The organism is Thalassoglobus sp., from assembly GCF_048270125.1.
In the GTDB taxonomy this organism is placed as follows: domain Bacteria; phylum Planctomycetota; class Planctomycetia; order Planctomycetales; family Planctomycetaceae; genus Thalassoglobus.
The window spans coordinates 198036-223589 of the sequence record NZ_JBLWTN010000007.1; the positions used below are offsets into that span (position 1 = coordinate 198036).

19 protein-coding genes are annotated in these 25554 nt (G+C 49.7%); 12 read left to right on the forward strand and 7 right to left on the reverse strand.

The window, feature by feature from the left end:
* Nucleotides 1–8 precede the first annotated feature (8 nt).
* Nucleotides 9–197: a hypothetical protein gene (locus ACN0YR_RS10990; protein WP_417849263.1), complete on the forward strand. Its 189-nt coding sequence runs from the start codon at nucleotides 9–11 to the stop codon at nucleotides 195–197.
* 17 nt (nucleotides 198–214) lie between these two features.
* Here the strand turns inward: ACN0YR_RS10990 and ACN0YR_RS10995 are convergent, their stop codons facing one another.
* Entirely contained in the window at nucleotides 215–661 is a 447-nt protein-coding gene (locus tag ACN0YR_RS10995) for a ComEA family DNA-binding protein (RefSeq protein ID WP_417849264.1), read from the reverse strand.
* Nucleotides 662–893: 232 nt separating this feature from the next.
* On the opposite strand from ACN0YR_RS10995, the gene ACN0YR_RS11000 reads away from it, so the two are divergent.
* The 4 genes from ACN0YR_RS11000 to ACN0YR_RS11015 all read left to right on the forward strand — a co-directional run bounded on the left by ACN0YR_RS11000 (nucleotide 894) and on the right by ACN0YR_RS11015 (nucleotide 4693).
* The gene (locus ACN0YR_RS11000; protein ID WP_145197255.1) at nucleotides 894–1343 is read left to right on the forward strand and encodes a YkgJ family cysteine cluster protein; all 450 of its coding nucleotides are present in this window, start codon (nucleotides 894–896) and stop codon (nucleotides 1341–1343) included.
* 123 nt (nucleotides 1344–1466) lie between these two features.
* A complete protein-coding gene (gene hisS, locus ACN0YR_RS11005) occupies nucleotides 1467–2783 on the forward strand; it encodes a histidine--tRNA ligase (protein WP_417849343.1) in 1317 nt (438 codons plus the stop codon).
* 112 nt (nucleotides 2784–2895) lie between these two features.
* Nucleotides 2896–3333 carry a hypothetical protein gene (locus ACN0YR_RS11010; protein ID WP_417849265.1) on the forward strand — a complete coding sequence of 146 codons (438 nt, stop codon included), beginning with the start codon at nucleotides 2896–2898 and terminating at the stop codon, nucleotides 3331–3333.
* Between the two features lie 19 nt (nucleotides 3334–3352).
* Nucleotides 3353–4693 carry an APC family permease gene (locus ACN0YR_RS11015; RefSeq protein ID WP_417849266.1) on the forward strand — a complete coding sequence of 447 codons (1341 nt, stop codon included), beginning with the start codon at nucleotides 3353–3355 and terminating at the stop codon, nucleotides 4691–4693.
* Nucleotides 4694–4704: 11 nt separating this feature from the next.
* Here ACN0YR_RS11015 and ACN0YR_RS11020 read toward each other — a convergent pair whose 3' ends face one another.
* Nucleotides 4705–7815 (reverse strand): PSD1 and planctomycete cytochrome C domain-containing protein, encoded by a 3111-nt coding sequence (locus ACN0YR_RS11020; RefSeq protein ID WP_417849267.1) that lies wholly within the window; start codon nucleotides 7813–7815, stop codon nucleotides 4705–4707.
* Nucleotides 7816–8025: 210 nt separating this feature from the next.
* Nucleotides 8026–8898: an ion transporter gene (locus tag ACN0YR_RS11025; protein WP_417849268.1), complete on the reverse strand. Its 873-nt coding sequence runs from the start codon at nucleotides 8896–8898 to the stop codon at nucleotides 8026–8028.
* A gap of 197 nt (nucleotides 8899–9095) precedes the next feature.
* Between ACN0YR_RS11025 and ACN0YR_RS11030 the strand changes: the two genes are divergently transcribed.
* Nucleotides 9096–10358 carry a glycosyltransferase gene (locus tag ACN0YR_RS11030; protein WP_417849269.1) on the forward strand — a complete coding sequence of 421 codons (1263 nt, stop codon included), beginning with the start codon at nucleotides 9096–9098 and terminating at the stop codon, nucleotides 10356–10358.
* Nucleotides 10359–10392: 34 nt separating this feature from the next.
* Here ACN0YR_RS11030 and ACN0YR_RS11035 read toward each other — a convergent pair whose 3' ends face one another.
* Nucleotides 10393–11457 (reverse strand): DUF1207 domain-containing protein, encoded by a 1065-nt coding sequence (locus ACN0YR_RS11035; RefSeq protein ID WP_417849270.1) that lies wholly within the window; start codon nucleotides 11455–11457, stop codon nucleotides 10393–10395.
* 211 nt (nucleotides 11458–11668) lie between these two features.
* Between ACN0YR_RS11035 and ACN0YR_RS11040 the strand changes: the two genes are divergently transcribed.
* Both ACN0YR_RS11040 and ACN0YR_RS11045 read left to right on the forward strand, forming a co-directional pair.
* Nucleotides 11669–13234, forward strand: a complete 1566-nt coding sequence (locus ACN0YR_RS11040; RefSeq protein ID WP_417849271.1) for a sulfatase — start codon at nucleotides 11669–11671, stop codon at nucleotides 13232–13234.
* Between the two features lie 333 nt (nucleotides 13235–13567).
* Complete coding sequence (locus tag ACN0YR_RS11045; RefSeq protein ID WP_417849272.1) at nucleotides 13568–15964, forward strand: hypothetical protein; 2397 nt, start codon at nucleotides 13568–13570, stop codon at nucleotides 15962–15964.
* A gap of 54 nt (nucleotides 15965–16018) precedes the next feature.
* On the opposite strand, the gene ACN0YR_RS11050 is transcribed toward ACN0YR_RS11045, so the two are convergent.
* Complete coding sequence (locus tag ACN0YR_RS11050) at nucleotides 16019–16711, reverse strand: TIGR04282 family arsenosugar biosynthesis glycosyltransferase (RefSeq protein WP_417849273.1); 693 nt, start codon at nucleotides 16709–16711, stop codon at nucleotides 16019–16021.
* A 208-nt stretch (nucleotides 16712–16919) separates the two neighbouring features.
* Between ACN0YR_RS11050 and murJ the strand changes: the two genes are divergently transcribed.
* Both murJ and ACN0YR_RS11060 read left to right on the forward strand, forming a co-directional pair.
* Nucleotides 16920–18581: a murein biosynthesis integral membrane protein MurJ gene (gene murJ / locus ACN0YR_RS11055; RefSeq protein WP_417849274.1), complete on the forward strand. Its 1662-nt coding sequence runs from the start codon at nucleotides 16920–16922 to the stop codon at nucleotides 18579–18581.
* Nucleotides 18578–19633, forward strand: coding sequence for a hypothetical protein (locus tag ACN0YR_RS11060; protein ID WP_417849275.1), 1056 nt, complete (start codon nucleotides 18578–18580; stop codon nucleotides 19631–19633). Before murJ ends, ACN0YR_RS11060 begins: the two co-directional genes overlap by 4 nt.
* A 39-nt stretch (nucleotides 19634–19672) precedes the next feature.
* Here ACN0YR_RS11060 and ACN0YR_RS11065 read toward each other — a convergent pair whose 3' ends face one another.
* Together ACN0YR_RS11065 and ACN0YR_RS11070 are read right to left on the reverse strand one after the other, a co-directional pair.
* Nucleotides 19673–20983: a Gfo/Idh/MocA family oxidoreductase gene (locus ACN0YR_RS11065; protein ID WP_417849276.1), complete on the reverse strand. Its 1311-nt coding sequence runs from the start codon at nucleotides 20981–20983 to the stop codon at nucleotides 19673–19675.
* A 217-nt stretch (nucleotides 20984–21200) separates the two neighbouring features.
* Nucleotides 21201–22499 (reverse strand): class I SAM-dependent rRNA methyltransferase, encoded by a 1299-nt coding sequence (locus ACN0YR_RS11070; protein WP_417849277.1) that lies wholly within the window; start codon nucleotides 22497–22499, stop codon nucleotides 21201–21203.
* Nucleotides 22500–22898: 399 nt separating this feature from the next.
* On the opposite strand from ACN0YR_RS11070, the gene ACN0YR_RS11075 reads away from it, so the two are divergent.
* Both ACN0YR_RS11075 and ACN0YR_RS11080 read left to right on the forward strand, forming a co-directional pair.
* On the forward strand, nucleotides 22899–23567 hold the full coding sequence (locus ACN0YR_RS11075; RefSeq protein ID WP_417849278.1) for a hypothetical protein: 669 nt from the start codon (nucleotides 22899–22901) through the stop codon (nucleotides 23565–23567).
* Nucleotides 23568–24018: 451 nt separating this feature from the next.
* Nucleotides 24019–25551 carry an aryl-sulfate sulfotransferase gene (locus ACN0YR_RS11080; RefSeq protein WP_417849279.1) on the forward strand — a complete coding sequence of 511 codons (1533 nt, stop codon included), beginning with the start codon at nucleotides 24019–24021 and terminating at the stop codon, nucleotides 25549–25551.
* The last annotated feature ends 3 nt before the right edge of the window (nucleotides 25552–25554 follow it).

Sequence of the window (25554 nt, forward strand, 5' to 3'; positions counted from 1 at the left end):
GAATCATTATGGCATCTCCAAAAATTAAAAAACAGATTTCAATCTTCCTTCCAATATCAGATTGGCGAATCCTGCGACAAGAAGCAGCCCGTCTCGACGTTCCGATCACAGAACTTTGTCGCCGCTGGATTTGCCCAGAAATTGCCGAGCTTCACCAGCACCATCGCCTTCCTCATCGAGACGAAAGTCTCACTTGAGATAAGACCGGCAGCGGTCACTCTTCGCATGACGCGCAGGCCAGGTTCGGCAACATTTTCTTGATTGTCGCGGGACCGATTCCGTTGACTCGCTGCACATCTGTGAGAGACGAAAAAGGGCCGTTCGTTTCTCGATCGGAAATAATCTTCCGGGCAGTGGTCTCGCCGACTCCATCAAGCTGCATCCATTCAACCCATGTTGCGGTATTGATGTCGAGTTGAAATGTGAAGCCTTCCGGTTGCAGATGCCGGATCTCGATGGTCTCGAAACCTGAATACGGTCGACTCAAAAAGATGATCGCAGCGAGGAGACCGCAAAACAGAGTGACGGTGACCAGAAAAACTCGATCTGAGTGCCGTAACCCAAGTGAAGGTTCTTCGACTTCATCCCGAATCGAAATCGGTTGAATTGATTCTGTTTCATCGAGAATCTGCGGCTCGTCTGAGGCTGTCTTGGTCGGCATGGTGTGGGTGAGGGGCTGATTCGAGGTGGGTGATCGCTTCGATGTGTATCGACTCTGGGTTGAAAGTTCAATGCCCATTGATACGTCGATGAAGTTCTGAAGACATCGGTTGAATTCTCTTGAAAGTCAAAGCGATGGGCTCCCGAACAAGGTTCAAGGGCGGTATGATTCAACTGCATGAGCGAGCTTGAACAGCTCAACGACTTTCAGAACTATTAAGTGAGTTGCCACGATGGCGAAGAAAGCCAAAAAACGTCGCGAAGACTTGAAGCCGGGTGAAGTACTATGCTCGTACTGCACAGCCAAATGTTGCCGATATTTCGCATTTCCGATTGATAAGCCAAAAAAGCAGGCAGACTTCGATCACTTGCGATGGTATCTGTTGCATGGTCGGGTTGCGATTTTTGTGGAAGACGGGACGTGGTTTTTGATGGTCTATTCTGACTGCAAACATTTGCAAGACGATCATCGATGTGGAATTTATGAAACCCGTCCGCAGATCTGCCGCGACTACACAACCGACAATTGTGAATATGAGGATGACGGAATTTACGACATGCTTTTCGAAACGCCCGAACAGATTTGGGAATATGCTCAGGCAGTGCTCCCAATGAAAAGTGGGCGAACCTTCTCCTCTGAACCGGTCTCTGCCCGAGAAGTGGCGTTGCCTCTTCTTGGTTGAGGCAACTCGCCGGCTCCAGCTGCTCATTCGCCGATCACAGTTTTGGCCACAGTATTTTCTGGCCACAGTATTTTCATCTCAACTTTTTCAACTCAAACGTTAGAAGTTCCCGTGTCGAATCAATTGATTAAGCCACAAACTCTCAAAGGTTTCCGCGACTCTCTCCCTGAACTGATGATGGCTCGCGAGCATTTGATGGAAATTGCCCGCAAAGTGTATCGCAGTTATGGGTACAGCCCCATCGATACTCCGGCACTTGAATACAGTGAAATTTTGCTCGGCAAGGGAAGCGACGAAACGGACAAGCAACTCTTTCGATTTCAGGATCAGGGAGATCGTGACGTTGCCATGCGGTTTGATTTGACGGTTCCGTTTGCACGTTTCGCTGCCCAGCACATTGGGAAACTGGGGACACCTTTCAAGCGTTATCACATCGGGTCTGTCTGGCGTGCCGAGAAACCGCAAAAAGGCCGATATCGCGAATTCATCCAGTGTGACTTTGACACCATCGGCACCGATGCCAATGCGTCGGACATCGAAACGTTATTGGTCATTCACGATTTGATGGAAGCGATCGGGTTTAGTAAGTTTGCGATTCGTATCAATCACCGACAACTTCTCAACGGATTGCTGGAAAAACTGGGAGTCCTTGAACACTCCGTCGGAATTTTGCGTGCACTTGATAAACTCTTGAAAATTGGTCGAGAGAAAGTCATTGCTGAAATGGTCGATGCTGTTGGAATCACGCCTGAGCAAGCTGCCGGTGTTCTCGATTTCGCTCAGTTAGAAGGCACGTCAGAAGAGATCCTTGCGCAAGTTGAAGAATTGCTCGACGGCAATGAACTTGGATTACTTGGTGTCTCGAAGCTGCGAGAGTTATTCGAGAGTTGCCGAACTGCTGGAATTGCCGACGAGAGAATCGTTCTCGATGTCTCCATCGCCCGTGGTCTCGACTACTACACAGGGACAATCTATGAAACGTTCCTGACTGACTTGCCCGGAATTGGAAGTGTTTGTTCCGGGGGACGGTATGACAACCTGGCTGGTCTCTTTACGAAAGAAAAACTCCCCGGAGTGGGGGCAAGTTTAGGTTTAGACCGGCTTCTCGCTGCGATGGAAGAATTAGGACTGATTGATACAGCAACCACTCCTGCTCAAGTTTTCATTGCAATGTTCGACCAGTCACGGTTGGGAGATTATTTAAAGGTTGGTCGAGAGCTTCGAGCTGCAGGGATTTCGAACGAGGTCTATCCACAAGCAAAGAAAGTCCAAAAGCAGTTCCAGTACGCGAACCGCAAAGGATTTCGAGCGGTGGTCATCGCCGGTTCCAACGAGTTCGAGAAAGGAGTCTGGACAGTGAAGGACTTAGAGAAAGGTGAACAGGCCGAAGTTCCCGCAGCGGAGCTTCATTCTTACCTTCACCGACTCTTGAGCAATTAGAGCATCTTTCGAATTGGTGTTCAGGTTCTGCCTCGTGGCGAACAGCAATCTTATTGATGAAACGTGATATTCACGGGCACACGGTAGAGCAAACTGCTCTAAGGGGGACAACATGAGTGAGCTTGGTGTACATCGAATTCGTCTCAAAGGTCCGTGGGATGTCTCTGCACCGGATTCAAAGAATGATGATTTTGAACGGCATCATCTTCCCGGCGATTGGAGAAAACTCTTTGGCAATTTGTCAGGGACAGCGACGTTTCGCAGGAGTTTTCATCGACCTTCGAACCTTGATGTCAAAGATCGTGTGTTGATCCACATCCCGCAGGGGACGGGTGATCTCACCGATTTTTCAGTAAATTCAAAACCACTTGAACCAATTTCGCTGGACCCTTTGAAATTCGATGTGACTTCTGAGTTGATCGACTTCAATCAGATTCAGTTCTCGCTGAGCTTTGAACCGGAGCAGTTTCCAGAAGTTCCAGGAGGACTTTGGGAGACGGTTTTTGTCGAAATTGTTGATGGGAATATTCCAATACCCCCGACCTTCTAAGCTGACGCTCTCTAAAAATATGAACTCCTCAAACGTCACCGGAAAACTATCCATCGAGCAGCAAATCTCCGGGCAACCAAAATTAAAACGTCAGATCGGCATTTTCAATGCGACGCTTCTCGGATTGGGATCAATCTTGGGGACGGGAGTTTTTGTGAGCATCGGAATCTCAGCCGGCGTCGCAGGGCCAGCTGTCGTTTTGGCAATTCCACTCGCTGCTCTCGTTGCACTCTTTAATGGAATGAGCAGCGCTCAATTGGCTGCCAACCATCCTGTCAGTGGAGGGACATATGAGTACGGCTACAAATGGCTGACCCCTGCCCTCGGTTTTACTGCCGGGTGGATGTTTCTCGTCGCGAAGTCAGCTTCTGCTGCCACGGCTGCGCTGGGTTTCGCATCCTATTCAAAAAGTCTGTTTCCTGGACTCAGTAGTGTCTCAACTGTTCTATTAGCATTCGGAACAGTCGCAGCCCTCACCGGGTTAGTGTTGCTGGGAATTCGTCGCACATCATTCGTCAATACCCTGATCGTTTCGGTGACAGTTGGAAGCCTGCTCTGGTTGATTCTCTCTGGGCTGCCTCATGTTGAGAGAAAAAACTTCGAGAATATAGGAGTCGACGGAGGACTGTTTTCGGTTGGGTTTATCGAATCGATTGCGCTCATGTTTGTCGCCTACACAGGGTATGGTCGAATCGCAACGTTGGGTGAAGAGATCCAGAATCCGCGTCGGAATATTCCTGTTTCGATCCTGACGACATTGGCGGTGACAGTTCTTCTCTATGTCGGAATCGCTTTCGTAGCGGTCGGAGTTCTCGGAAGCCGCGAACTTGCCGAGGCGACCAGTTCAAGTGGAACCCCTCTTGTGCAAGTTGCAAGGTCGATTCAGCTTTCCGGGGGAGCAATGGTTCTTCAGGTTGGAGCAATTACTGCCATGTTGGGAGTCTTGCTCAACCTGATTCTCGGTCTTTCACGCGTTGTACTGGCAATGGGCCGCCGTGGGGATCTCTTTCGCGTTGTAACGAAGATCGATAAATCTGGGGAAACACCCTATGTGGCGATTTTGGCAGTCGGGGTGTTCGTCGGTTTGATCTGCTTGCTTGGCGACTTGAAGCTTGTCTGGTCTTTCAGCGCATTCACTGTCTTGATTTACTATTCGATTACGAACTTGTGTGCGTTACGACTCACGAAAGAGGAACGGCTGTACTCCGGTCTGATCTCAATCGCCGGACTTTGCTCTTGTCTGTTTCTTGCCTTTTGGGTCGAGCCACTGATCTGGCAGTTTGGCATCGTGATCTTGCTTGCTGGCCTGCTTTGGCACACAATCGCCAGGAGATTTCATCGTCAGAGCGAAGTTCAGTAGAGCAAATTGTTCTATTCACGAGTGATGAATTCGTCCAGATTCAGGACCATTCGTGAAACTGCAATCCACGCAGCTTTTTGTTGGGCTTCTGATTTCTCTTCAACGTTCGCTAACGCGACAGCTTCTTCAGGAGACTTTTCGTAATACGCATTTGAGTCTCTTAAAAGCCCGTTGAGCACGGTGAGTTCCTCAGGTGTGGGAAGTCTCGTGACTGTGACGCGGAAGAGTTTTGACAGTCGTTCCTGATCTGTCGACAAGCTGGAATCATTGAGAATCCTCCCTGCCATCGCGCGAGCTGCATCCAGAAAAACATTGTTATTGAGAGTTTGTAATGCTTGTAACGGAGTGTTCGAAGCATTCCGTTCTACACTGGTTGTGTTGGAATCCGGGCAATCAAACGTAATCAGGTTTGGGTGCGCGGCTGTGCGTTTGAAGAAAGTGTAGATCCCTCGGCGGTAGATGTCGTCTTTGGGGGCCACGCCGTGTGGTCGGTCTGGACGGCTGTTCCAATCGCTATTCCCCCACTTAAAATTGTTTGCATAACTTACTGCAGCAATGTCTGGAGGGAGTGGAGGAAAAACACTTGGCCCGCCGATTCGAGGTTCGAGTAAACCGGAGGCGCTCAAGTACAAATCACGAATGATCTCTGCTTCGACACGAAAACGATTCTGCCGATACAACAACTTGTTCGTAGGATCGATGTCTGCGAGTTCAGGACGGTGAACCGACGAACGTCGGTATGTCTCAGAAAGAACGATCAGTTTGATGAGCTGCTTTCGACTCCATCCAGACTCAATAAACTGAATTGACAACCAGTCGAGAAGTTCAGGATGTGTGGGCGGTTCGCCACGAATCCCAAAATCATTCACTGTTTGGACAAGTCCGCGTCCGAAGAGGTGTGACCAGACCTGATTCACAAAGACACGTGGAGGAAGCGGGTTTTCTCCAGAAATTAACCATTTGGCAAATTCGATCCTCGTCGGATTTCCCTCAGCTGCAGCTTGCAGTTCGGGGAGGATTTCCAAGGTGTCCGGAACAACCGGTCCCAGCGGTTGCAAGAAGTCCCCACGTTTCAAAATATGTGTTTCCCGGGGATCTTTCTCGCGAGTCTGTACAACGCGGACGACCATTTCAGGGTTGAATGGTGCTGTCTTTTGATGAGCAGCGACACGTCCGCTCAATTTTTTGAACTCGGGATCGAGCGAAACGAAATAACTCAACAGTTCGTCCAGTTGTTTCTTTTCGCGCTTTGCCGGTTCAATCGGAAGAATCTTTTTGATGTTCTCCGGAAGCGCTACCAACTCAGCCCCAGACGCGGCCAAAAAAGAAATACGGAACTTTCCAAGTGTGTGTAAGCTCGATGAATACTGCTGCGAGAGTCGAATCAGCAATTTGCTTTTTGAGAGTTCATCTGCGGAGATCGGTTTCTCAAAATTGAACGTCGCAGTGTGTGGCTTCCCGGTTTGCGGGGAGATAGCCCAGCCCTTGATCGTCTCATCTCCGTCAATCGCCTGGGCGACTTCAAATCCTTTTTGGCTGAAGTCCGCAGAAGCCGACTGGAATTTTCGTCGAAGTGTCTCGCCGTTTTCAGCAACGATGTCCGCAGTGATTTCACTTAAAACGAAGTTCCCTCCACTCGAACGTCCTGGTCCATTCTTCGGAAAGGAATCGTCGGTGAGCACATCGAGGCGGATTCCAGAAATCTCAAATGGATCGGATGTTGGACTCGAATAGGTCAGTTCATACGTGTCTTGAGTTTCCTGATCTCGGACAGCGATGACTGTTCCGTCTGCCTGTTTTTGAAGCGTCCCTGTTTTTGAATCGACTCGCTCGTTATTTAATGTGACTGTTTTCTGCTCCAGGCCTTCGGCTTCGTACTTTTTCTGAAGCTCAGCCATCCATGCATCAAAACCAGGTTTTAGTTCGTTCCGACGTTTTTCAACGGGAGCCTGTAATTTTTTGAGTTGCGCGTCGTAGGCTGCCTTTTTGGTCTGATACTCTTTCAGAGCTTGTTCAGAGCTCGCAAGTTTCGTTGTTGTTTCGTCACCGTTGTTGAAGAAGGCGAAGAGTTGATAATACTCTCGTTGTGAGATTTGATCGTACTTGTGAGAGTGGCAACGGGCACATCCGACAGTGAGTCCGAGCCAGACCGCTCCAATCGTTTCGACTCGATCAAAGACTGCAGCAACCCGAAACTCTTCCTGATCGGTCCCACCTTCAGTGTTGGTTAATGTCTGCCGATGGAATGCTGTCGCGAGGAGTTGATCTGGCGAGGGATTTTCAATTTGGTCGCCAGCGATTTGTTCAACCGTGAACTGGTCAAATGGCATGTCGGCGTTGATGGAGTTGATCACCCAGTCACGATACTTCCAGGCATTATATCGGGGGCGATCTTTTTCATATCCGTCGGAGTCCGCATAGCGCGCCATATCGAGCCAATGCCGTCCCCATCGTTCGCCGAAATGATCTGAAGCGAGAAGTTGATCGACAAGCTTCTCGTAGGAGTCTTCACTTTGATCGTTTACGAAGGCCTCAACATCTTCAATCGAGGGTGGCAGTCCGATGAGGTCGTAATACAGCCGCTTAATGAGCGTGTAGCGATCTGCGATTGGGTTGGGTGTGATCTTTTTGGACTTCAGCCCGGCGAGAATAAATTGGTCCAGCGGCTGGTGACCTGACAACGTTGTATCGGAAGGCAAGGGACCGGAGAGCGGTTGGTAAGCCCAGTGTTTCGACCGCTCTTTTTTGGGATCGATGCCGTCGGGCCAATGGGCTCCTTCATCGATCCAGGTCTCAATTTTTGTGATTTCTTCAGGTGTCAGATTTTCACCATCAGGGGGCATCACGCGGTCTGAATCTTCTCCCGAAACCAATTTGATCAGCAAGCTTTCGGAAGCTTTGTTCGGCTTGATAATTTGCCCCGAATCTCCTCCTGCCAACGCATCCGCTTTTTGATCGAGCCGCAGACCGGCTTCCTGTGTTTCATTCCCATGGCATTCGTAGCATCGCTTCTTGAAGATCGGCTGAATCTCCTTGACGAAGTCGACCTCTGCATGTGCAGGAAGTGAATACGGACCACTTAGAGTGATGCACAGCGTCGAAAGAAAAATGAGCTGTTTCATGGTGACTACTGTTGAAAGAATAAGTGCCTGCTGGAAGATTTGGTGGGATGTCCTCGTGGATTCAAACGTCGAGGACACAATCTCTCTGAGACCCATGTTTTAACATGTCACGGGATGCAACAACAATGTCCAATGCGAAATCTACCAGGACGCTGAACGTCTATTCAACAAATGTTAAAGCAAACGCGGGAGAAATTTTGTGTCGCCCGGTCAGATTCCGTCCAGGGATTCACTGCTTTCCATGGGGTTCCCGCACTTACGGCAATACTCAGCATCCCGCAGGTGCCCTTCTGCCATGCAGTACGGACACGTTTGATTTGACGTTTTCGCAGCTTTTTTTTGGTCAACAAACTCAGCTGAAACGAATCCAGTCGGAACGATAATCAGGCTGTAACCGACCAGAATTAAAAGTGCGGAGACGAATTTGCCCGGCGTTGTTTGAGGGACGATGTCACCATAGCCGACGGTTGTCATTGTCACGATTGCCCAATAAATCGATTGTGGAATCGAAGTGAACTGAGTTTCAACAGGTAAGCCAGTGTCAGCGGGGCTGGCGATGCGTTCGATTTCGTACATCGCTGTCCCGGCTATCGTCACAGTGATCAGTACGACCGTGAGGAACACAATGATTTTCGATCGCGCACTCCAGACCGCACGTGCCAGTTCTTCGGATTCACTGGTCAGGTGGATCAGCTTCATAATACGGAAGACTCGCAGCAGTCTGAATGATCTGACCACGGCAAATGATCGCGACCCCGAGATGGGGGTGAAATACGTCGGCAGGACTGAGATTAAATCGACGATACCATAAAAGCTGAACGCATAATTTAACGGTCGTCGAACAGAGAGAAGTCGCAATACGTACTCGATCGTGAAGAGAATGGTGAAACCCCATTCGATTCTGTTGAGCAGATCCCGCTGCTGTTGAGTAAGACCTTCCACGGTTTCAATCGAAACCGCACTCACGCTTAGTAGAATTGCGACGAGCAGACAAATATCAAACCATTGGCCAGCGCGAGTATCGGCTTCAAAAATGATGACATAAAGACGTTCCCGCCAAGCTGCTCGTTGTTTCTGTTGCATTTGCGAATTCTATGGAAGAACACTATGAGCTGACAACAGGAAGCAGTAAGTTCAAAAAAACAATTCGAAAGAGACCCTGAGTCAGCCCACGTTGGCTCCGAGAGAGAGCTTGTGAAGGTCACGTCCTTAACTTTGAAGGCTGCTCACACCGAGGAAATAGGTAAAGACCAATATTGGATTTGCTCTAGAATTGGCTGATGATGGAACATTTCATTTTTACTCGATTCAGCTTACGTATGAAAAAAGCGGTTGATCGGAGTACGGACGAGACCTGGCTCCGAGAACGAGTGCAGATTCTCAATCAATTCTTACTTCCAAGTTTACGAGGCCAAACCTGTCGCAACTTTCGTTGGATTCTGATGGTGTCTCCTTCCACTCCCGAATGGATTCGGGAATGCAGCAAAGACTGGGCTCCTGCCGAGGTGGTCGAATTCGAAAGTCATGAGGGAATTTCGGCGTTTCTTGAACGAGAAGCAAACACAGACCAGATTCTCTGTTCGCGGATCGATTCTGACGATGCCGTGGCTGAAACTTACGTTGAAGATCTCCAGAAGACGGAGGCGAAAGCTCAAGAATGGCTGGTGTTTCCCAACGGAGTCGTTTGGGGGAATGGTCGCTGTTGCGAATTCAAGGAAGAGCCCCAAAATCCTTTTCCGACGCTCGTTGACGTCCGTCCGTTTGTCGGTCCTTATTGTGTGCAACATAACGCGCTACTGGATTTCGCCCCGATGCGAAGAGTTTCAGATCGCCCTGCTTGGCTCATTCATGTGCATCAGAATAACATCTCGAATGGTCCGAACCTGCTGAACCGAGGCCCAGAACTCTCGACATCGAAAGTCACAGCCATCTTTCACATCGACAGCAAGCCAGAGAAACGTATGAAGCGAGTTGAACTCATTAATACCCTGATCGAACGAAATGGATTTCAGAACTATCTCGAAATTGGCTGTGCCAAAAACAAGACGTTCAATCAAGTACAAGCTGCCAACAAAGTTGGCGTTGATCCGATCTCTGGAGGGACTGTTCGGAAAACTTCCGATGAGTTCTTTGCTCAATCGAAAGAAACGTTTGACGTCATTTTTATTGACGGCCTGCATCACTGGGAGCAGGTTCTTAGAGACGTTGAAAACGGGCTTGGAGCCCTTTCACCAAAAGGAGTGATGATCTTGCACGACTGTTTGCCGACCGCGGAAGTTCATCAGCTCAGGGAGCCCTCTCCTCAATCACGAGCCTGGACCGGTGACGTCTGGAAAGCGGTAGTCGAACTCAGGGGTTGGCCTCACATTGATGTCGCAGTCTTGAACTCAGATTGGGGACTTGGAGTCATCCTCAACCGTCCCAACACTGCCCCCTTCACACTCGACAAAAAAATTGAAGACTTGGACTGGCACTGGTTTCAGTTAAATTCTCAAACTGCCCTGCGCGTTGTGGATCAACTCGATACTTTCTGCCCGTTATAAATCGAGTGGGCACGCTTGTTGTCTCAACTGGAAGTTAATAATCGTACCAGAGCCCCCAGCCGACTTGAGTTTCGTGAGTTTGGTAGAAGGCGAATTGAGAGCTTCCGCCATCGTAGTAATAGACTCCGGATCGCAAAATTCCAGCAGCCAGAGCTTCACCTCTCCAGGCCCATCCAGCCTGTAGGGCAACGTTACCGCCGAAGTTGAGTTCTTCTTTGAGGTGGACATTGGCTGCCACAAAGGGAGCTCCGTAAATCCGAGTCACTTTGGCGGGGCCGTAGTCGAAACCAAATTGAAATTCCAACGGCTCAGAGACGTCGACATTAAATCCGTAGCCGACTTCACCATACAGCCGCAGCTCTGGCGTCGGGTTGTAGGAATAACCAAAGTTGAAGACATCGCGAACATAGTTTTGTCGTGTCAAAATTTGATTCGTCACAAGATACTCGTCACCGGCATGAGCACTTACATGGTAGTAACCCATCTTGAAGGAGTGCGGCCCATTGCGGTAAGTGAGTGGTAAGTCGAAGCGGTAATCGGTTGCCTGCATGTCGAGACCGACGTCAGGGTCTTGTCGTAAATTGACACCACCGAGAAGGTCGAACTGCCAACCCTCTAAGCGATTCCGCGCACCAAAGCGAACAAAACCAATACGGCCGCCGATTTCCGAATCGATCAGAGAGCCGTGGGCCTGCTCTTCAATCACTTTGACAGCCATCCTCGGCTCTGCGGAACTTGCCCAATATGTGCCGTACAGAACACCCTGAGGCAAAAAAGTCCATCGCCAGTCGCTTCGATCTTGATGATGGTACAACGGATAGAACGGGCTGTTTTTCGACTGAGCCTGAGCGTCACCGTAGTTGTGGCTGAGACTGCCATCGAGGCTATTGCTGTTGTTGTATTCTTCGTAAAACAACGGTGGTGAAGAGGATCCAAATTCCGAATCGAAGCTGGAAACCGGCGGCAATGCGAGTGGGGGGAAGCAGTGGTCTTCTTGAGCGACACCCAAACGTACAGGTACTAAAACGCCCAGAAAATTCATGAGCGCAAAACAGGGGATCAGCAGAACCTGCCTTCGATTTAAAAAGAGTTTTTGCATCAGTCAGCCGTCAATCACTATTGAGCGTCCGCATAATTTACTAGCCGAACTCCTGGTAAGGCGAGAGCAAACTCGCTGCAAGCTTCCGTCGACATTTCAATCGGTGAAACCTGCCGATTAGCGAGGGAGAGTCGCATCGTCGATCTGCAATTCGTTATGCTCACTCGGGGAAATTTTTAGAACACGATCTTCTTAACCAGGAATTCCACGCATGACGCTGCGCCTGCTAATGCTGTTGCAAATTCTCGCTTTTTCGCCCTTGCACGCAAATGAAAGACCGAACATCCTTTTCTGCATTGCGGATGATGCTTCGTATTCGCACTTTGGTGCTTACGGCAATACCTGGGTCAAAACGCCTGGGTTTGACCGTGTCGCTCGTGAAGGAATTCTGTTCAACAATTGCTATACCCCCAATGCCAAATGTGCGCCATCACGGGCATGCATTCTGACAGGCCGCAACACATGGCAACTGGAAGAAGCCTGCAACCACATGCCGTTCTTCCCGGCGAAGTTTAAGTCGTACGTTGAAGCTCTCAACGAGCATGGGTACCACACTGGTAAAACGATGAAAGGTTGGGCCCCAGGAGTTGCAGTCAATGAAGATGGTTCACGCAGACATCTTGCGGGAACTCCTTACAACAAGCGTAAAGCCAAGCCGCCCACAAATGCGATTTCCAACAATGACTACGCTGGAAACTTTGAAGATTTTCTTGCGGCGAATCGAGATGGCAAGCCGTTTTGTTTCTGGTATGGCTGTGTTGAACCGCATCGGCGTTATGAGTATGGCAGCGGCGTTGCGAAAGCTGGGAAGAAGCTGACCGATATCGATTCTGTTCCGGGATTCTGGCCCGATAACGAAACCGTCCGCAACGACATGCTCGACTATGCCTATGAAGTCGAACACTTCGACACGCATCTTGTTCGCATGCTGAAAATTCTTGAAGATCGTGGAGAACTTGAGAACACGATCGTCGTGGTGACATCGGATAATGGAATGCCATTTCCGCGAATTAAAGGTCAGGAGTACGAACTCTCGAATCACTTACCTTTGGCGATCATGTGGCCAAAGGGGATCAAGTCGGCCGGTCGGAAAATTGATGATTACGTCAGCTTCATCGACTACGCTCCCACGTTTCTCGAAGTCGCTGGCGTTTCGCAAGAAGACTCAAAAATGGCAGCCATCACCGGTCGCAGCCTTGTCGAGTATTTCAACACCGAAAAAGAAGGGATCGTCTTCAAAGAACGTGACCACGTGCTGATCGGCAAAGAGCGACACGACGTCGGCAGGCCACATGACTGGGGGTACCCGATTCGCGGCATCGTGAAAGATGGTCATCTCTATTTGCACAACTTTGAAACTTCACGCTGGCCCGTCGGGAATCCAGAAACTGGTTATCTGAACACAGACGGCAGCCCGACCAAGACCGACATCCTGAACAAACGACGCTCTGGAGAGGAGTCATACTTCTGGGATTTGTGCTTTGGAAAAAGGCCACAAGAGGAACTCTTCAACATTAAAGAAGATCCCGAATGCCTGAACAATCTTGCGACAGCTTCTTCACATGAAGAACTTAAAGCTCAGCTCAAAAAACAACTCTTTGCTGAATTGAAGGACCAAGGTGACCCACGTTTGAATGGCAACCCTGAAGTCTTCGACAACTGCAAAGTTTCATCGGAACCAAATGCGAATTTTTACGAACGCTTCATGCGCGGCGAAAAACTGAATGCTGGCTGGGTGAATGAAAGTGATTTTGAGAAAGAAGCAATTCAGGACTAGAACGAGTCCGAAAACCTCTGTAACAGCCGCTTTCCTCAACGTTTGAGAGAGCAATTTCAAGTTTCAGGAACAGTTCTAATAAATTGGCGCGTTCACGTCTGCATCCGATGTACAGTCATTGCGATCAAAACGAAGGTCGTCTCCCATCAATCTGGGCAGAAAGACACTGGGCTGTTTATATTGATTCACAGCAACATTTGAAAAATGCTATTCAGTATGTGGAACAGAACTCCCTCAAAGAGGGCAAGAAGTTCCAAGACTGGTCATTTGTTACAAAAACCAAGTGATGCCAGAGACTTGAAGTGTCTGGCAAAACAGTAAGTAGGATTTCTTATGACTCGCTCAATCATCGCAAATCTGTTCGTGGTGCTGTTGTGTGCTCAAGTCACGTCCGCACAACAGAGCATCACCCCCACCAGCGATGCTCTCCCTGGCACAAAGAAACTCGAACTGACCAAACCGCTGCATGAAGTGATGGTCCACGGCATCAGCCAGTTTGCTGAACAAGAGCTACAAGCCGCCCGAGAAAAACGAACCGCACCGTGGTTAAGTGCAGAGGATCCTGATGCCGCGAAAGAAGCTGCGCGAGGGCGATTGCGAGAGATGATCGGGGCGGTTGATCCTCTGATCGGCAATCCCGGTCTCTGGATTACTGGTGACAATACGAATAATGACTTGTCTGGAGATGCTCCGAATTCTGTGATCAGTACGCTGATGCTATGGCAGGTAGCTGAGGGAATTAGTATAGAAGCACGAGTATTCACTTCGGAAATTCCCGACGTGAACGGAACGCCTTCTTTTCCCCCAAAAGGAAAATTTGTCGTGCTTCTACAAGACCCCGGTGAATCAATTCAGGCGAATTCAAAAGTTGTAGAGAGAATTGCAAGGTCTGGTGTTGATGTTGTTTGTCCCGTACTGGTCAATCGAGGAACAGAGTTCTCCATGCATCCAGATATTCGTCGTACGAATATGACTCATCGTGAGTACATTTATCGTTTAGGCTTCAATCTTGGAAGACATGTCATTGGCTACGAAGTCGAACGTACTCTTGCCTTAATTGAAATGCTTAAGTCGCCAAAAGATGAGAAGGAAGATTCTCCGCCAATCGTTCTCGTCGGTATCGGTGAAGGGGCTGTCATCGCTCAGTACGTTGCTGCTCTTGCTCCAGATAAGTTCGACGCCGTTGTGCTTCACGGTTACTTCGGTCCGCGAGAGAACGTTTGGGAAGAGCCGATTTACCGAAATGTCTGGAAGCAGTTAACCGAGTTCGGCGATGCCGAGATCGCCAGCCTGATCGCTCCAACTCCGCTGATCATTGAAGCTGGGAAGTCGCCTGAAGTTGCTGGACCACCTGAACCGAAACCGGGACAAGCGAAGATCGCTGCCCCAGGAGCCATTAAGTCACCTCAACTCTCTGCGGTGAAAGATGAGTTCGAGCGGGCGAGGAAGTATTACACTGCAGCAGGGCATACAAAGAAGCTGCATCTTATCGAGAAGCCAAGTCAGGTTTGTGGACGCGAAACGATTGCGATTCTGAACAAAACTCTCGGACTGGAGCTTAAGGATCCTGATCAAGAGTCGCTGAAAGAATTCAAGGTTCAGGAAGTCGATGAAGAGTTTCACCAGGCTCAGCAAAAACGGCTCATTGGTGAACTCGTCCGCCACACTCAAATGCTTCTCGCGAGCAGCGACAAAGTTCGAGCGAAACTTTGGAAGGATGTTGATCGCAGTAGTGTCGAAGCTTGGGAAAAGCAGTCTCCGAAATATCGAGAGATGGTTTACGATTCGTTCATTGGCAAGCTGGATCATGACCCATCTGACCCAAATCCTCGGTCACGAAAAGTGATTGATGAACCGACTCATGTCGGTTATGAAGTGGTGCTTGATCTCTATGCTTCCAAAGACTGGTCGGAGGAGAACCCCGGTGTGATTGCTGGTGGGATTTTGCTGCTTCCGAGAGATCTCAAAAAAGGTGAGAAGCGTCCGGTTGTTGTCTGTCAGCATGGGCTGGAAGGTGTTCCGATGGACACAATCACGCTCGACGAAACACTACGGGCCTTCCGCGCTTACAAAGGCTTTGCCACGCAACTCGTCAAACAGGGCTTCATCGTCTACGCCCCACAGAATCCGTACAAAGGCTTTGACGACTTTCGCGTTTTACAGCGAAAGAGTAATCCGCTCGGTCGCTCGCTCTTCAGTTACATCATCCCACAGCATCAGCAAACATTGAACTGGCTCGCCTCGCTGGATTATGTCGATCCTGAACGGATTGCTTTCTACGGGTTGAGTTACGGCGGGAAAACGGCGGTTCGCGTTCCGCCGTTGTTACCCGGCGAAGCGATGAATGGTGATGTCGGCTATTGCTTGTCCATTTGCTCCGCTGACTTCAACGAATGGATTCGCAAGAACGCATCTGCTGAAGATCGGTATTCGTACATCTACACCCCTGAGTACGAAATCTTCGAATGGAACATGGGGCACATTGCCAACTATGCCGAGTTGTCGTGGTTGATGGCTCCGCGTCCGTTTATGGTTGAGCGTGGTCACGATGATGGTGTCGCACCCGATGAGTGGGTTGGCTGGGAGTTCGCGAAAGTTCGCCGTCATTACACAAAACTCGGCATTAAAGACCAAGCAGAAATCGAATGGTTTGACGGTCCGCATTCAATCAACGGTGACGGAACGTTCAAATTCTTGCATCGGCACTTGAACTGGCCGGAATCGAATTAATGCAAAGTAAAGCAAGTGAAGTTTTGCCGGACACTTCGATTGTCCGGCAAAGCTTTAATTGTCTGTCACGAGAGCGTTGAGAATTTCTTCGACGAGTTTTCGCGTTCTTCGTGGAATCTCATCTGTGGTTCCTGCACACTCAATCGCGTTCAAATGACCGCGTAGAAAAATTAAATCGTCGAGACTGTCGATGTCGTACCAAGGGGGGAGTAAACCGAGAGAGGCCCCACTCCCCTGCACTTTTTGAATCGTTTGATTCAGCACTTCGACTCCACTCCAGTCGATGCCATCAAAGACTTCTGGCACGGGCGTTCGTTGCCCGATCAAATAATACCCTCCATCGACCGCCGGACCGAGGACGACATCATGCAGTTTCAGTAATTCGAAAGCCTGTTCGATGTAGCTTTGCGGGAGCGTCGGGCTGTCCGATCCGATAACGACGACCGGACCGTCTGCCTTCAAAGCTTCGGCGAAAAACTGCTTGAGGCGTTCCCCCAACTCCAACTTGGGCTGTTCCCACAGCTCGTCGTTCTCTTCCGCAAGTTCCGTGAAGAACTCCATTGAATTCGATGCTGGAGAAGAGTAACAAAGCACACGTTTCACATTGGCGATGTGACAACGTTCGAGAAGATCCTGCTGAAAAACTGTATACAACTCTGCAGAACGGTCGTTGCCGATCTTGGCTCCCAGGCGAGTTTTGACTTTGCCCGGAATCGGTTGTTTCACGAAAATGCCTAAGGTCGGCATGAGTTGAGTTCCTCTGTTGACTTGCACGTGTGCGACTGGTCAAGCCAGACAATGACTCGATCTGTTCTCTTCTGGGGAAGGTTCAAGTCTCCCTGTTTGAATGTCAACAATTGAGTCATCGAGAATTATGAGATTAAGAGTATTCTTCCGAAAGCGGATGCGATAACGTTCGGGTTTTTCACCTGCAAATGATCACTTGGAGAATTCGATGTCCTCAGAGGAATCGGAAGTGACCTCTGACACCCATGCTCGCGATGCATCCACAGGCATTGCGAGTTCAAGCATTGTTAAAAATCTGCGGATCGTCAGCTTGTGTACGCTTCTGAGTCGTCTCCTTGGGTTAGGACGTGATATCGCGATGGCGTCACTGTTTGGCGCGGGGACTGTGTTAGATGTGTTCATTGTCGCCTTTCGACTTCCCAATCTGACGCGGCAACTCTTCGGCGAGGGCGCGCTCACAACGGCATTTTTGCCGGTCTATCTTCGAGAACAGATTGAACGAGGCCCGGCTGCGGCCCGTGCGACTCTCACTGCAGTTGCCATCGCGCTTGCCTCATTTCTCTCCTTGCTGGTTCTAGTAGGGGAAGCTGCGATTTTCTGGGGACTGATGAATGGTCACTTTTCTGATTCGACTGTGCTCTTGCTGCAACTTTTGGCAATCATGCTCCCTTACATGGTTTTCATCTGCTCGGCTGCCCTGCTCTCTGCCGCACTTCATGCCCTGAGAATCTTTCTGTGGCCGGCGTTGATTCCGGTTGTGCTGAATGTCTTGTGGTTAACCGGCGTCGGAGTTGCACTACTTCTGACCGAGGACGAACAGACACAGGTTCGTCTGGTCGCTGGGGCAATCGTCGCTGCGGGAGTGGTCCAGTGTTTGCTTCCGTTTTTTGTGTTGCAGCGTTTGAACATGGGGCTGACTCGCAATTGGCGGTCAGGTTGGCCACGTGTTCATGAAGTGATCATGACAATGCTGCCTGTGGTGGCTGGGATCTCGGTGATCCAGTTCAATGCGATTCTCGACAGTCTGATGGCCTGGGGGCTGGCGGCTCCAGATGGCGGTGGGTTGGCTCCTTTGGAAGCATTTGGAATTCCTGCCCTCCTGCCTGCGGGGACCGCAACCACGTTGTATATCGGTCAGCGACTCTATCAGTTTCCGTTGGGCGTGTTTGGAATTGCACTTGGAACAGTGCTTTACCCGCTCCTCACTCAGCATGCTCAAAAGGGGGAGCTTGGGTTACTTCGAGATGATCTTTGCAAGGGGATTCGATTGACGATTGCCATTGCGCTTCCATCGAGTGCGGGCTTGTTCGTCTTGGCGGAACCCCTCACCAATTTACTTTTTCGTCATGGTCAGTTCACTGCCGAAGACAGTTCCCTCACCGCTCAGATGATTGCGACCTATGGAGCCGGAGTTTGGACGGCCATTGGGCTGACTGTTCTCAACCGTGCGTTTTATGCAACCGGCGACCGTATCACACCGATGAAGTTTGGAGTGATCGCACTCTTGATGAATTTCCTCTTGAACATTCTGTTTGTGATTCCCTTTCAGGGGGTAGGACTTGCCTTGGGGAGTATCTGTGCCACGACGTTGCAACTGGCGATCACAACATGGAAAATGAACATACAATTGGGGCCATTCGACTGGGCATTGGTACTGCGAACCTTATGGAAGACTATTGTCGCGACCACTTTGATGGTGCTCGTCTGTCTTGTGATACTCAAAAATCTGTCAGGGGGAGAGCAAATCACCACTTACGCCCTGCAATTGATGATTCCCTTTGTTGGAAGTGTTCTCTGCTACTGGCTCAGTGCACGATGGTTAGGGATGTCTGAAATCGATGAAATCTTTTTGCGAGAAAAGAAAATATGAACGGTGAATCGAACGTCGAAATTCCGAAGTACGATCCCTCTCAGACTTATGACTGGAATTTCAAGAAGGCTCCGGAGACTCCGCCAGAGGTGGAAGTCCCTGAGTGTCCGGGTGAATGGACGTATTGCGGGATTCCTGTCAATTCTCCACTGGGCATTGCTGCCGGGCCACTTTTGAATGGGAAATGGGTCAGTTCATACGCTGCACTAGGCTTTGACGTTCTGACTTATAAAACTGTCCGCGCAGACCCTCATGAGTGCTATCCGTTACCGAATCTGGTTCCGGTTCATCCCGCCATGCTGACAGGTGACGAAGCCAGCGTTCCATTGGCTGACGAACTCGACGGGAGCTGGGCTGTTTCATTTGGGATGCCGTCACAAGCACCACGCTTTTGGATTGGTGATGTCAAGGAAGCCAAAGCTCGTCTTTCTAAAGGACAGCTGCTTTCCGTTTCAGTTGTCGGGACGATGCAGCCAGGCTGGGGGCTCGAAGAACTTGCTGAAAATTATGCCGATTGCGCTTGTTGGGCATTCGATGCCAACGCTGATTGTGTCGAGATGAACTTCTCTTGTCCCAACGTTTGCAGCGAAGACGGACAACTTTTTCAGAACCCAGCCGCCGCTGCCCAAGTGGCAAAGACTGTTCGAAAATACGCCGGCGAAGATGGTCCGTTACTGGTCAAGATTGGTTATTTGGCTGACCAGAAAACGCTGCAAGAACTCTTGGTTCAATTAAATGGTCATATCGACGCGATCGTGACGACGAACAGTATTCCCACGAGAGTCACCGACTCAGCCGGAAAGTTTCTCTTCGACGGGGAGCAACGCGGAATCTGTGGTGTCGCCTCACGTGATCTGTCTATTGAGCAGGTTCGCCGCTGCCGGGAAATTGTCGAAGCCAACGATCTCCAACTCGATATCATCGGCGTTGGTGGAATCAAAACTGCCGACGACGTGCAGCGATATCTCGATGCGGGTGCGAACTCAGTTCAGCTCGCGACATCAGCAATGATCGATCCACTCGTTGGAATTAAAATTCGACAAACCATATGAATCACACACCTGGCGTGAAATGTTGGCGTGTGATAAATCTTAAACTGCCCAGTTTCGATCGGGGCGGGACCGCAACAGATTCGCTTCTTCATCGTTGATGAATTCTTCTTTCACTGGATCGATTCTCAGTTTTCGATTCAGTATCCAGGCCAAAGCGGCAGCGTGGCAAGCGATGTGTGAGCGTCTCATCACATCTTGATTTGCGGCGGTCTTCCCACGTGAACGGATACAGTCAAAGAAGTCTCTGGAGTGCGCGCCGACGTCCAAGCCTCGAACCCGTTTAGTTTGATCACCAAGCTGTTTTTGTAGTGATTCAGGCTTGGCAACGATCTCACCACTATCCCCGGTTTCAACCCAGCCATCTTCTCCGATAAACCGGACCGGGCATGTTCCCAAGCGAGTGATGTAATGAGGATCACGATTGCCGAACGGTTCTGGCAAAAAGTCGATAATCAGTTTTACGCCGTTTTCATATCGACACAGGATATGCTCTTCGTGCGGTTCATATTCGATTGGCATTGTGTCGTCGGCCTGATTCGCCCATTGGCAAAGGTCAACGGTATGCGCTCCCCAATCGAGAAGTTTGGCTCCTGAATCAAAATCCCACTGTCCGCGCCAGCGTCCATCCACATACTTCTGATTGAAAGGACGCCACGCTGCCGGTCCTAACCAGATATTCCAGTCGCAAACGTTCTTTGCTGGTGTCGGCTCTGCTGGTAGCCAAGTATTATCGAGGACCGGTAAATAGATCGACGCATGCATCGTGTGCAGCTTGCCAAGTTTTCCAGAATGTGCGAACTCGACCGCTTTTTGGAAATTCGGAACGCTTCGCCTTTGCGTTCCTGCTTGAAAGACTCGCTTCTCTTCGTGCATCGTCGCGGAGAGTTCCTGACATTTCGCGATTGTGATTCCGCAAGGTTTTTCGCTGTAAACGTCTTTACCAGCTTTGGCTGCAAGGATGGAAGCATCGGCGTGCCAACGATCACCGGTTGCAACGAGGACCGCATCGATATCTTTTCGATCAAGAAGATCACGAAAGTCCTGATACAGTTTGCAGTCTTTGTTTTCGTAATGTTTGTCGACCAACGCTTTCCCGGCGTCGCGTCGGCGGGACTGCACATCGGCAATGGCGACGCAGCGAATGTCGTCAAACTTCAGCATTGCCGTCAGGTCGTAGGTGCAGCGCGGACCGATTCCAATGACACCGAGATTGATCTTTTCGTTGGGGGTCGCGGTTTCGCTGATTGCTGAAGCGGTTGAAGGAAAAACAGATGCAACTGCCGCTGCAGAAGTGATCGCCGAAGTTTTCTGAAGAAAGTCTCTGCGGGTGTTATGAGATGGCTTTGACACGGAACTCTCCTCACTACTTCATTCGATAAAAAGAAAACCGCTCACACACAATTTGTGAGATGGTTGGCAATCTTCAGAATATCGAAATTGAAGTCGATCGACTACGCAGTACTAGAGATCCGTGATTTCTCTGGACACTCCATGTGTCGGCTCATTGTGTCTGCCTTCAACAGGTGCAAGATAAAAAACGAATGTGGGAGCAAAAAAAGATGCGAGCTCAAAGTTGCATCCACAAACATTTCAAATATTCAGTCTCCAGACAGTTCGCCTGGACTGGATGGTCGGGACCGGCGCCGGTTCGTGCCAGAATTCTTGGTGTCCTCTCGGTGATTGCTGCTCGGACTGTCATTGTGAAATCGGACATGGAGAGCAACCCGGAACAGCTGCAACTCAATAGCAGTCCACCCGGTTTGACGAGTGACGCTGCGAGTTGGTTGAAGTCGAAATATTTGTTTTGCCCTTCGTGCAATTCATCGCGACCACGAATCAGTTTCGGTGGGTCCAGAATGATTACGTCGTACTGCTTGTTGTTTCGCTGCATATCTCGCATGTAGGCGAAAGCGTCGGCATGGACAAATTTGACTTTCGATTTGTTCAGGTTTGCATTTCGTTTTGCAAATTCGATTGCCTCTTCATCCAGGTCGACCCCCGTCACTTTCTTGGCTCCACCGAGTGCTGCATTGATGGAGAATCCACCTGAGTAGCAGCAGAGGTCGAGGACATCTTTTCCTTTGCAGTAATCTCTCAACTGAATTCGATTCTCCCGTTGATCGCAAAAGAATCCAGTCTTGTGACCTTCGAACGGATGAATTTCGTATTTGGCACCTGCTTCTGTGATCATCAACTTTTCAGGAACTTTTCCCGATTCGAAACCGTCTGCTAAAAAACCTTCCTGTGGAAAAGTCGCCGGACCAGTTCGAACGACCCAGTGTTTCGTGTCAAGGATTTTCGCAATCATACGGGCGATGGCTTCTCCCCGTTGATACATCCCGAGTGTATAGGTTTGGACTGTGATCACGTCGGAGTAAAGATCGACAACGAGACCCGGGAAACCGTCCCCTTCGGCGTTGATCAACCGATAGGCATCGGTTCGCGACTTCAGGTGCAACAGGTCTTTTCTGAGGGAGACTGCTTGTTTGATTTGTGCTTCCCACCACTGGTCATCGGGAAGAACCTCTCCCCAACTGAGCATGCGGATCGTTGCTTCTGCGCGGGGATTCCAGAATCCGTACCCCACTGTCTCACCTGAGTCCGCCAGAACCTGCACAACGTCACCATGAGCGGATTGGTCCGCGACGTTGGCAATCCGCTTGCGAAAGACTGTCGGATGTTTTGTGGTGGTTTTCAGCCGCGCGACAGGAATGGAACCGATGTCGCTGCGTAAAAGCGGTCTTTGGACGAGGAATTTATCGTCTAAAGGCAAGCGAGATTCCTTACGGGCCTTCCCCATATAGGGAGTCCGTTTCGTTTTCTTCTGCTGGTTGGACTTGTTTCGGCGTGGCTGATAAGGAGGCATTCAGAAATCCTGGAAATGAATGTGTTTACTCACATCGTATTGATTTCGATTCGGAATCGTCACACCCTGCGAACAAAGAATTGCGAAGAAGCGAGAATTCCTTGCTTCTGGAAGATTTTATTGGTCCGTCAGCAATCTCTAACGGTTTTTGTGAAAGATGCTCGATTGCGAGGATGACCTCTATCGGCTGGAAGGTTCGTGGACTCACATTGCCCAGTTTGCGAGCTGTTCATAAAATTGAATCCATTGATGAGTTCCCATCGTGGATAATTGCGTTTTGCAGCACCCTCACGTGACGATTAAAAGCGGAACACTCTCTTTTTTTGCGACACTTTTCGTAACTGCTTTCACTATATGGTCAGAGAGATTAGAGCATTCACCCAGATCAACGAGGTTGCCATGAAAGCTTTTCTGTTCTTTTTGACTTCCTGTTGCTACACGACATCCTGCTTTGCCCTGACGACATCGGTATCGGGGAATCAACCGCTCGCGAAGGAGAATTACGTCGACTGGCCGAATCTGGTGGATGCTGTCAACGACAAAACCCGCGTTCTCATGACTTGGGTCAACGGGAGTGAATCATTGTATTATGCTGGTAAGACAGCCGATGCGAATCGCGTCCTCAAGGAATTTGCAGAGACCAAAGCTCCTGAACTTCAATTGATTCTGCTGCCTGGTCCTGGTCAAACTCGAAAGATTAATGACGCTTCGGTCACCATCACTTACGAAATTCATATGGTCGGTGGTATTTCTCGAGCCAGTCTTAGCCGGACTGATATGGCACTGGTCTACGATCTTCGTCCGACGATGAAAATTTATTTGTCGGATAACATCGACATCGAAAAACTTGTCATTCCACGCAACGTTGTTGTATCGCAGTTGCAAGATTTAGAGATCCGCTATAAAAATGCTCAGACAAATAAAGATCCGGCCGTTCGGAAAGCGGCTGAAAGGTTTATGGAACACCTCACGAAAAGCTTCGCAAGAACAGGAGATGAATACAAAAAACTCGAGCAGCAGATAGAGCAAATCAAACAGGTTGTTGAAGCTCATCATGCTGAGGAGTGAATGGAATTCGTGCTCTGTGAGCAGTGAGTGCAAACAGTGAGAGCGTCGAAACATTTTTATGTATCGCCTATTGCAGCGTCTTCTTCCAATTGTGGTTCTCTGTGGATGCCAGGGAGAGGGAGATCCCTCCGTCAATCCGAGAGTCTCGGCGGCTATGGTGGAGGAAGAACTTGCGAAGACGAACCGGTCAGTGAAGACCACATCGCTGAGGAAGAGCACGCCGAAGCGGACATCGTCGAACAGTTCTGCGTCAAACACCTCTCCTTCGAAAAAAACTGCGTCAAAAAAAAAGACGCCGGCAGGTCTTTCTTCAATCTCTCCTGCCCCAGAAAAACTTGAATTTCTGAATCCGCCGACATGGGTTCAGAATCCGAACCGAGCGGTTCCCAATGCAGGATGGTTGAGCTTTTCCCTGCCTCTCCAGTCGACAAGGAAGTCCCTTCCCGGGAACGTGCAGATCGAAATTTCTTATAGTCAGGGAAAATCGACTTTAAGGAAGAGACTTACGGAATTCGAAGATTCTTCGCTCGTCGCAAACGAACAGGCCTACTCGATCCCGCTGCTCGATCTCAAGCCGGAAATTCAATACACAGTGACAATCTCGCTCGTTCACGATGGAGGACAAACAGAGTTACAAAGCGAACCGTTGCAGATTGAGACTGAACCGCTGCCCGATATATTTCCGGAGTTTGATGTGCGGCTTTCGATGCCACAGCGGATGGAAGCCGGTCTGACTCTCTTCAACTTGATTCGTTGGAAGAAGAACAAGCCTGATACCGACTTCGGAGCGATCGTTGCTCTCGATGCTAATGGCCGAGTTCGGTGGTTCTATCAGGCTCAACATCTGATCTTTATTGTCCGACAACTTGCAAATGGCAACCTGCTTTATGGTTATGGAAACCGCACTGATGGCCTGATCGAAATTGACCTGTTCGGGAATGTCGTTCGCCAATGGAATGCCGCGAACCTGGGCCGCGAAGTTCCGCGTCACGCGACGCCGGTAGCTGTCGATTCTCTGCATCATGACGCTGTGATGCTCAATGATGAGACGTTTCTTGCACTTTCAACATCGTTGCATCAAGTGAAGCCGTATTTCGACCCGTCCTATCATCCTCGCAAAAGAATTCCGGAAGCGAATCTGGTCACTGATGTTGTAGTGGAATTTCATACCGATGGAACTATCCTGCGAACTTACTCACTCTTCGATTTACTCGATCCCCGCCGAATTGGGTACGGTTCGCTTCACAATTTTTGGGATTCGCGCGGGTATGAAAATGTCCCCGGCGGGACATTTGACTGGAGTCATTCAAATTCCGTGACGCACGATCCCCGAGACGACAGCATTCTTGTCTCGGTGCGGCATCAGGATGCTGTGATCAAGATCGATCGTAAGAGTGGGGAACTGGTTTGGATTTTGGGGAATCCGCGGCAGTGGAAGGGAAAACATTCTCGAAAGTTGTTGAAACCGATTGGTCGCCCAAATTGGCAGTATCATCAACATGCTGTTGAAATTACGCCACAGGGGACGCTGTTGCTCTACGATAACGGGAATTTTCAAGCGATCCCCTTTGATAAAAAACTGCTGGCGAAGGAGAACCGAAGCCGGGTTGTCGAGTTCAAGGTCGATGAAAAGAAGATGACCGTGGAGCAAGTCTGGGAGTATGATGGTTACGAACGTGGCGGGTTTTATTCCACGTTTTTGTGTGATGTCGACTGGCTTCCGCAAACCGGAAATGTCCTCGTTACGAATGGAGGAGAGATCCGTGATGAAAACGGGGAGCGGACCGACTACGCTCCGGGGGATCAACAGTGGGCGGAGATCTTTGAGGTGACCTACGAGCAAACGCCACAGCGAGTCTTTGATCTTCTCATCAAAAGCCCCGCAGACCAGCCAGAGATTGGCTGGTCAGTTTATCGTGCGGAACGGATTTCGAATTTCTTTGATCATCTAAAAACCGCTCCGTCAATTTCTACGAAGCCCTGAACC

Excerpts from the sequence above, each read along its gene's own strand:
- ACN0YR_RS10990 (WP_417849263.1), top strand. The coding sequence starts at position 9 with ATGGCATCTCCAAAAATTAAAAAACAGATTTCAATCTTCCTTCCAATA.
- ACN0YR_RS10995 (WP_417849264.1), bottom strand. The coding sequence starts at position 661 with ATGCCGACCAAGACAGCCTCAGACGAGCCGCAGATTCTCGATGAAACA.
- ACN0YR_RS11000 (WP_145197255.1), top strand. The coding sequence starts at position 894 with ATGGCGAAGAAAGCCAAAAAACGTCGCGAAGACTTGAAGCCGGGTGAA.
- ACN0YR_RS11010 (WP_417849265.1), top strand. The coding sequence starts at position 2,896 with ATGAGTGAGCTTGGTGTACATCGAATTCGTCTCAAAGGTCCGTGGGAT.
- ACN0YR_RS11015 (WP_417849266.1), top strand. The coding sequence starts at position 3,353 with ATGAACTCCTCAAACGTCACCGGAAAACTATCCATCGAGCAGCAAATC.
- ACN0YR_RS11020 (WP_417849267.1), bottom strand. The coding sequence starts at position 7,815 with ATGAAACAGCTCATTTTTCTTTCGACGCTGTGCATCACTCTAAGTGGT.
- ACN0YR_RS11025 (WP_417849268.1), bottom strand. The coding sequence starts at position 8,898 with ATGCAACAGAAACAACGAGCAGCTTGGCGGGAACGTCTTTATGTCATC.
- ACN0YR_RS11030 (WP_417849269.1), top strand. The coding sequence starts at position 9,096 with ATGATGGAACATTTCATTTTTACTCGATTCAGCTTACGTATGAAAAAA.
- ACN0YR_RS11035 (WP_417849270.1), bottom strand. The coding sequence starts at position 11,457 with ATGCAAAAACTCTTTTTAAATCGAAGGCAGGTTCTGCTGATCCCCTGT.
- ACN0YR_RS11040 (WP_417849271.1), top strand. The coding sequence starts at position 11,669 with ATGACGCTGCGCCTGCTAATGCTGTTGCAAATTCTCGCTTTTTCGCCC.
- ACN0YR_RS11045 (WP_417849272.1), top strand. The coding sequence starts at position 13,568 with ATGACTCGCTCAATCATCGCAAATCTGTTCGTGGTGCTGTTGTGTGCT.
- ACN0YR_RS11050 (WP_417849273.1), bottom strand. The coding sequence starts at position 16,711 with ATGCCGACCTTAGGCATTTTCGTGAAACAACCGATTCCGGGCAAAGTC.
- murJ (WP_417849274.1), top strand. The coding sequence starts at position 16,920 with ATGTCCTCAGAGGAATCGGAAGTGACCTCTGACACCCATGCTCGCGAT.
- ACN0YR_RS11060 (WP_417849275.1), top strand. The coding sequence starts at position 18,578 with ATGAACGGTGAATCGAACGTCGAAATTCCGAAGTACGATCCCTCTCAG.
- ACN0YR_RS11070 (WP_417849277.1), bottom strand. The coding sequence starts at position 22,499 with ATGCCTCCTTATCAGCCACGCCGAAACAAGTCCAACCAGCAGAAGAAA.
- ACN0YR_RS11075 (WP_417849278.1), top strand. The coding sequence starts at position 22,899 with ATGAAAGCTTTTCTGTTCTTTTTGACTTCCTGTTGCTACACGACATCC.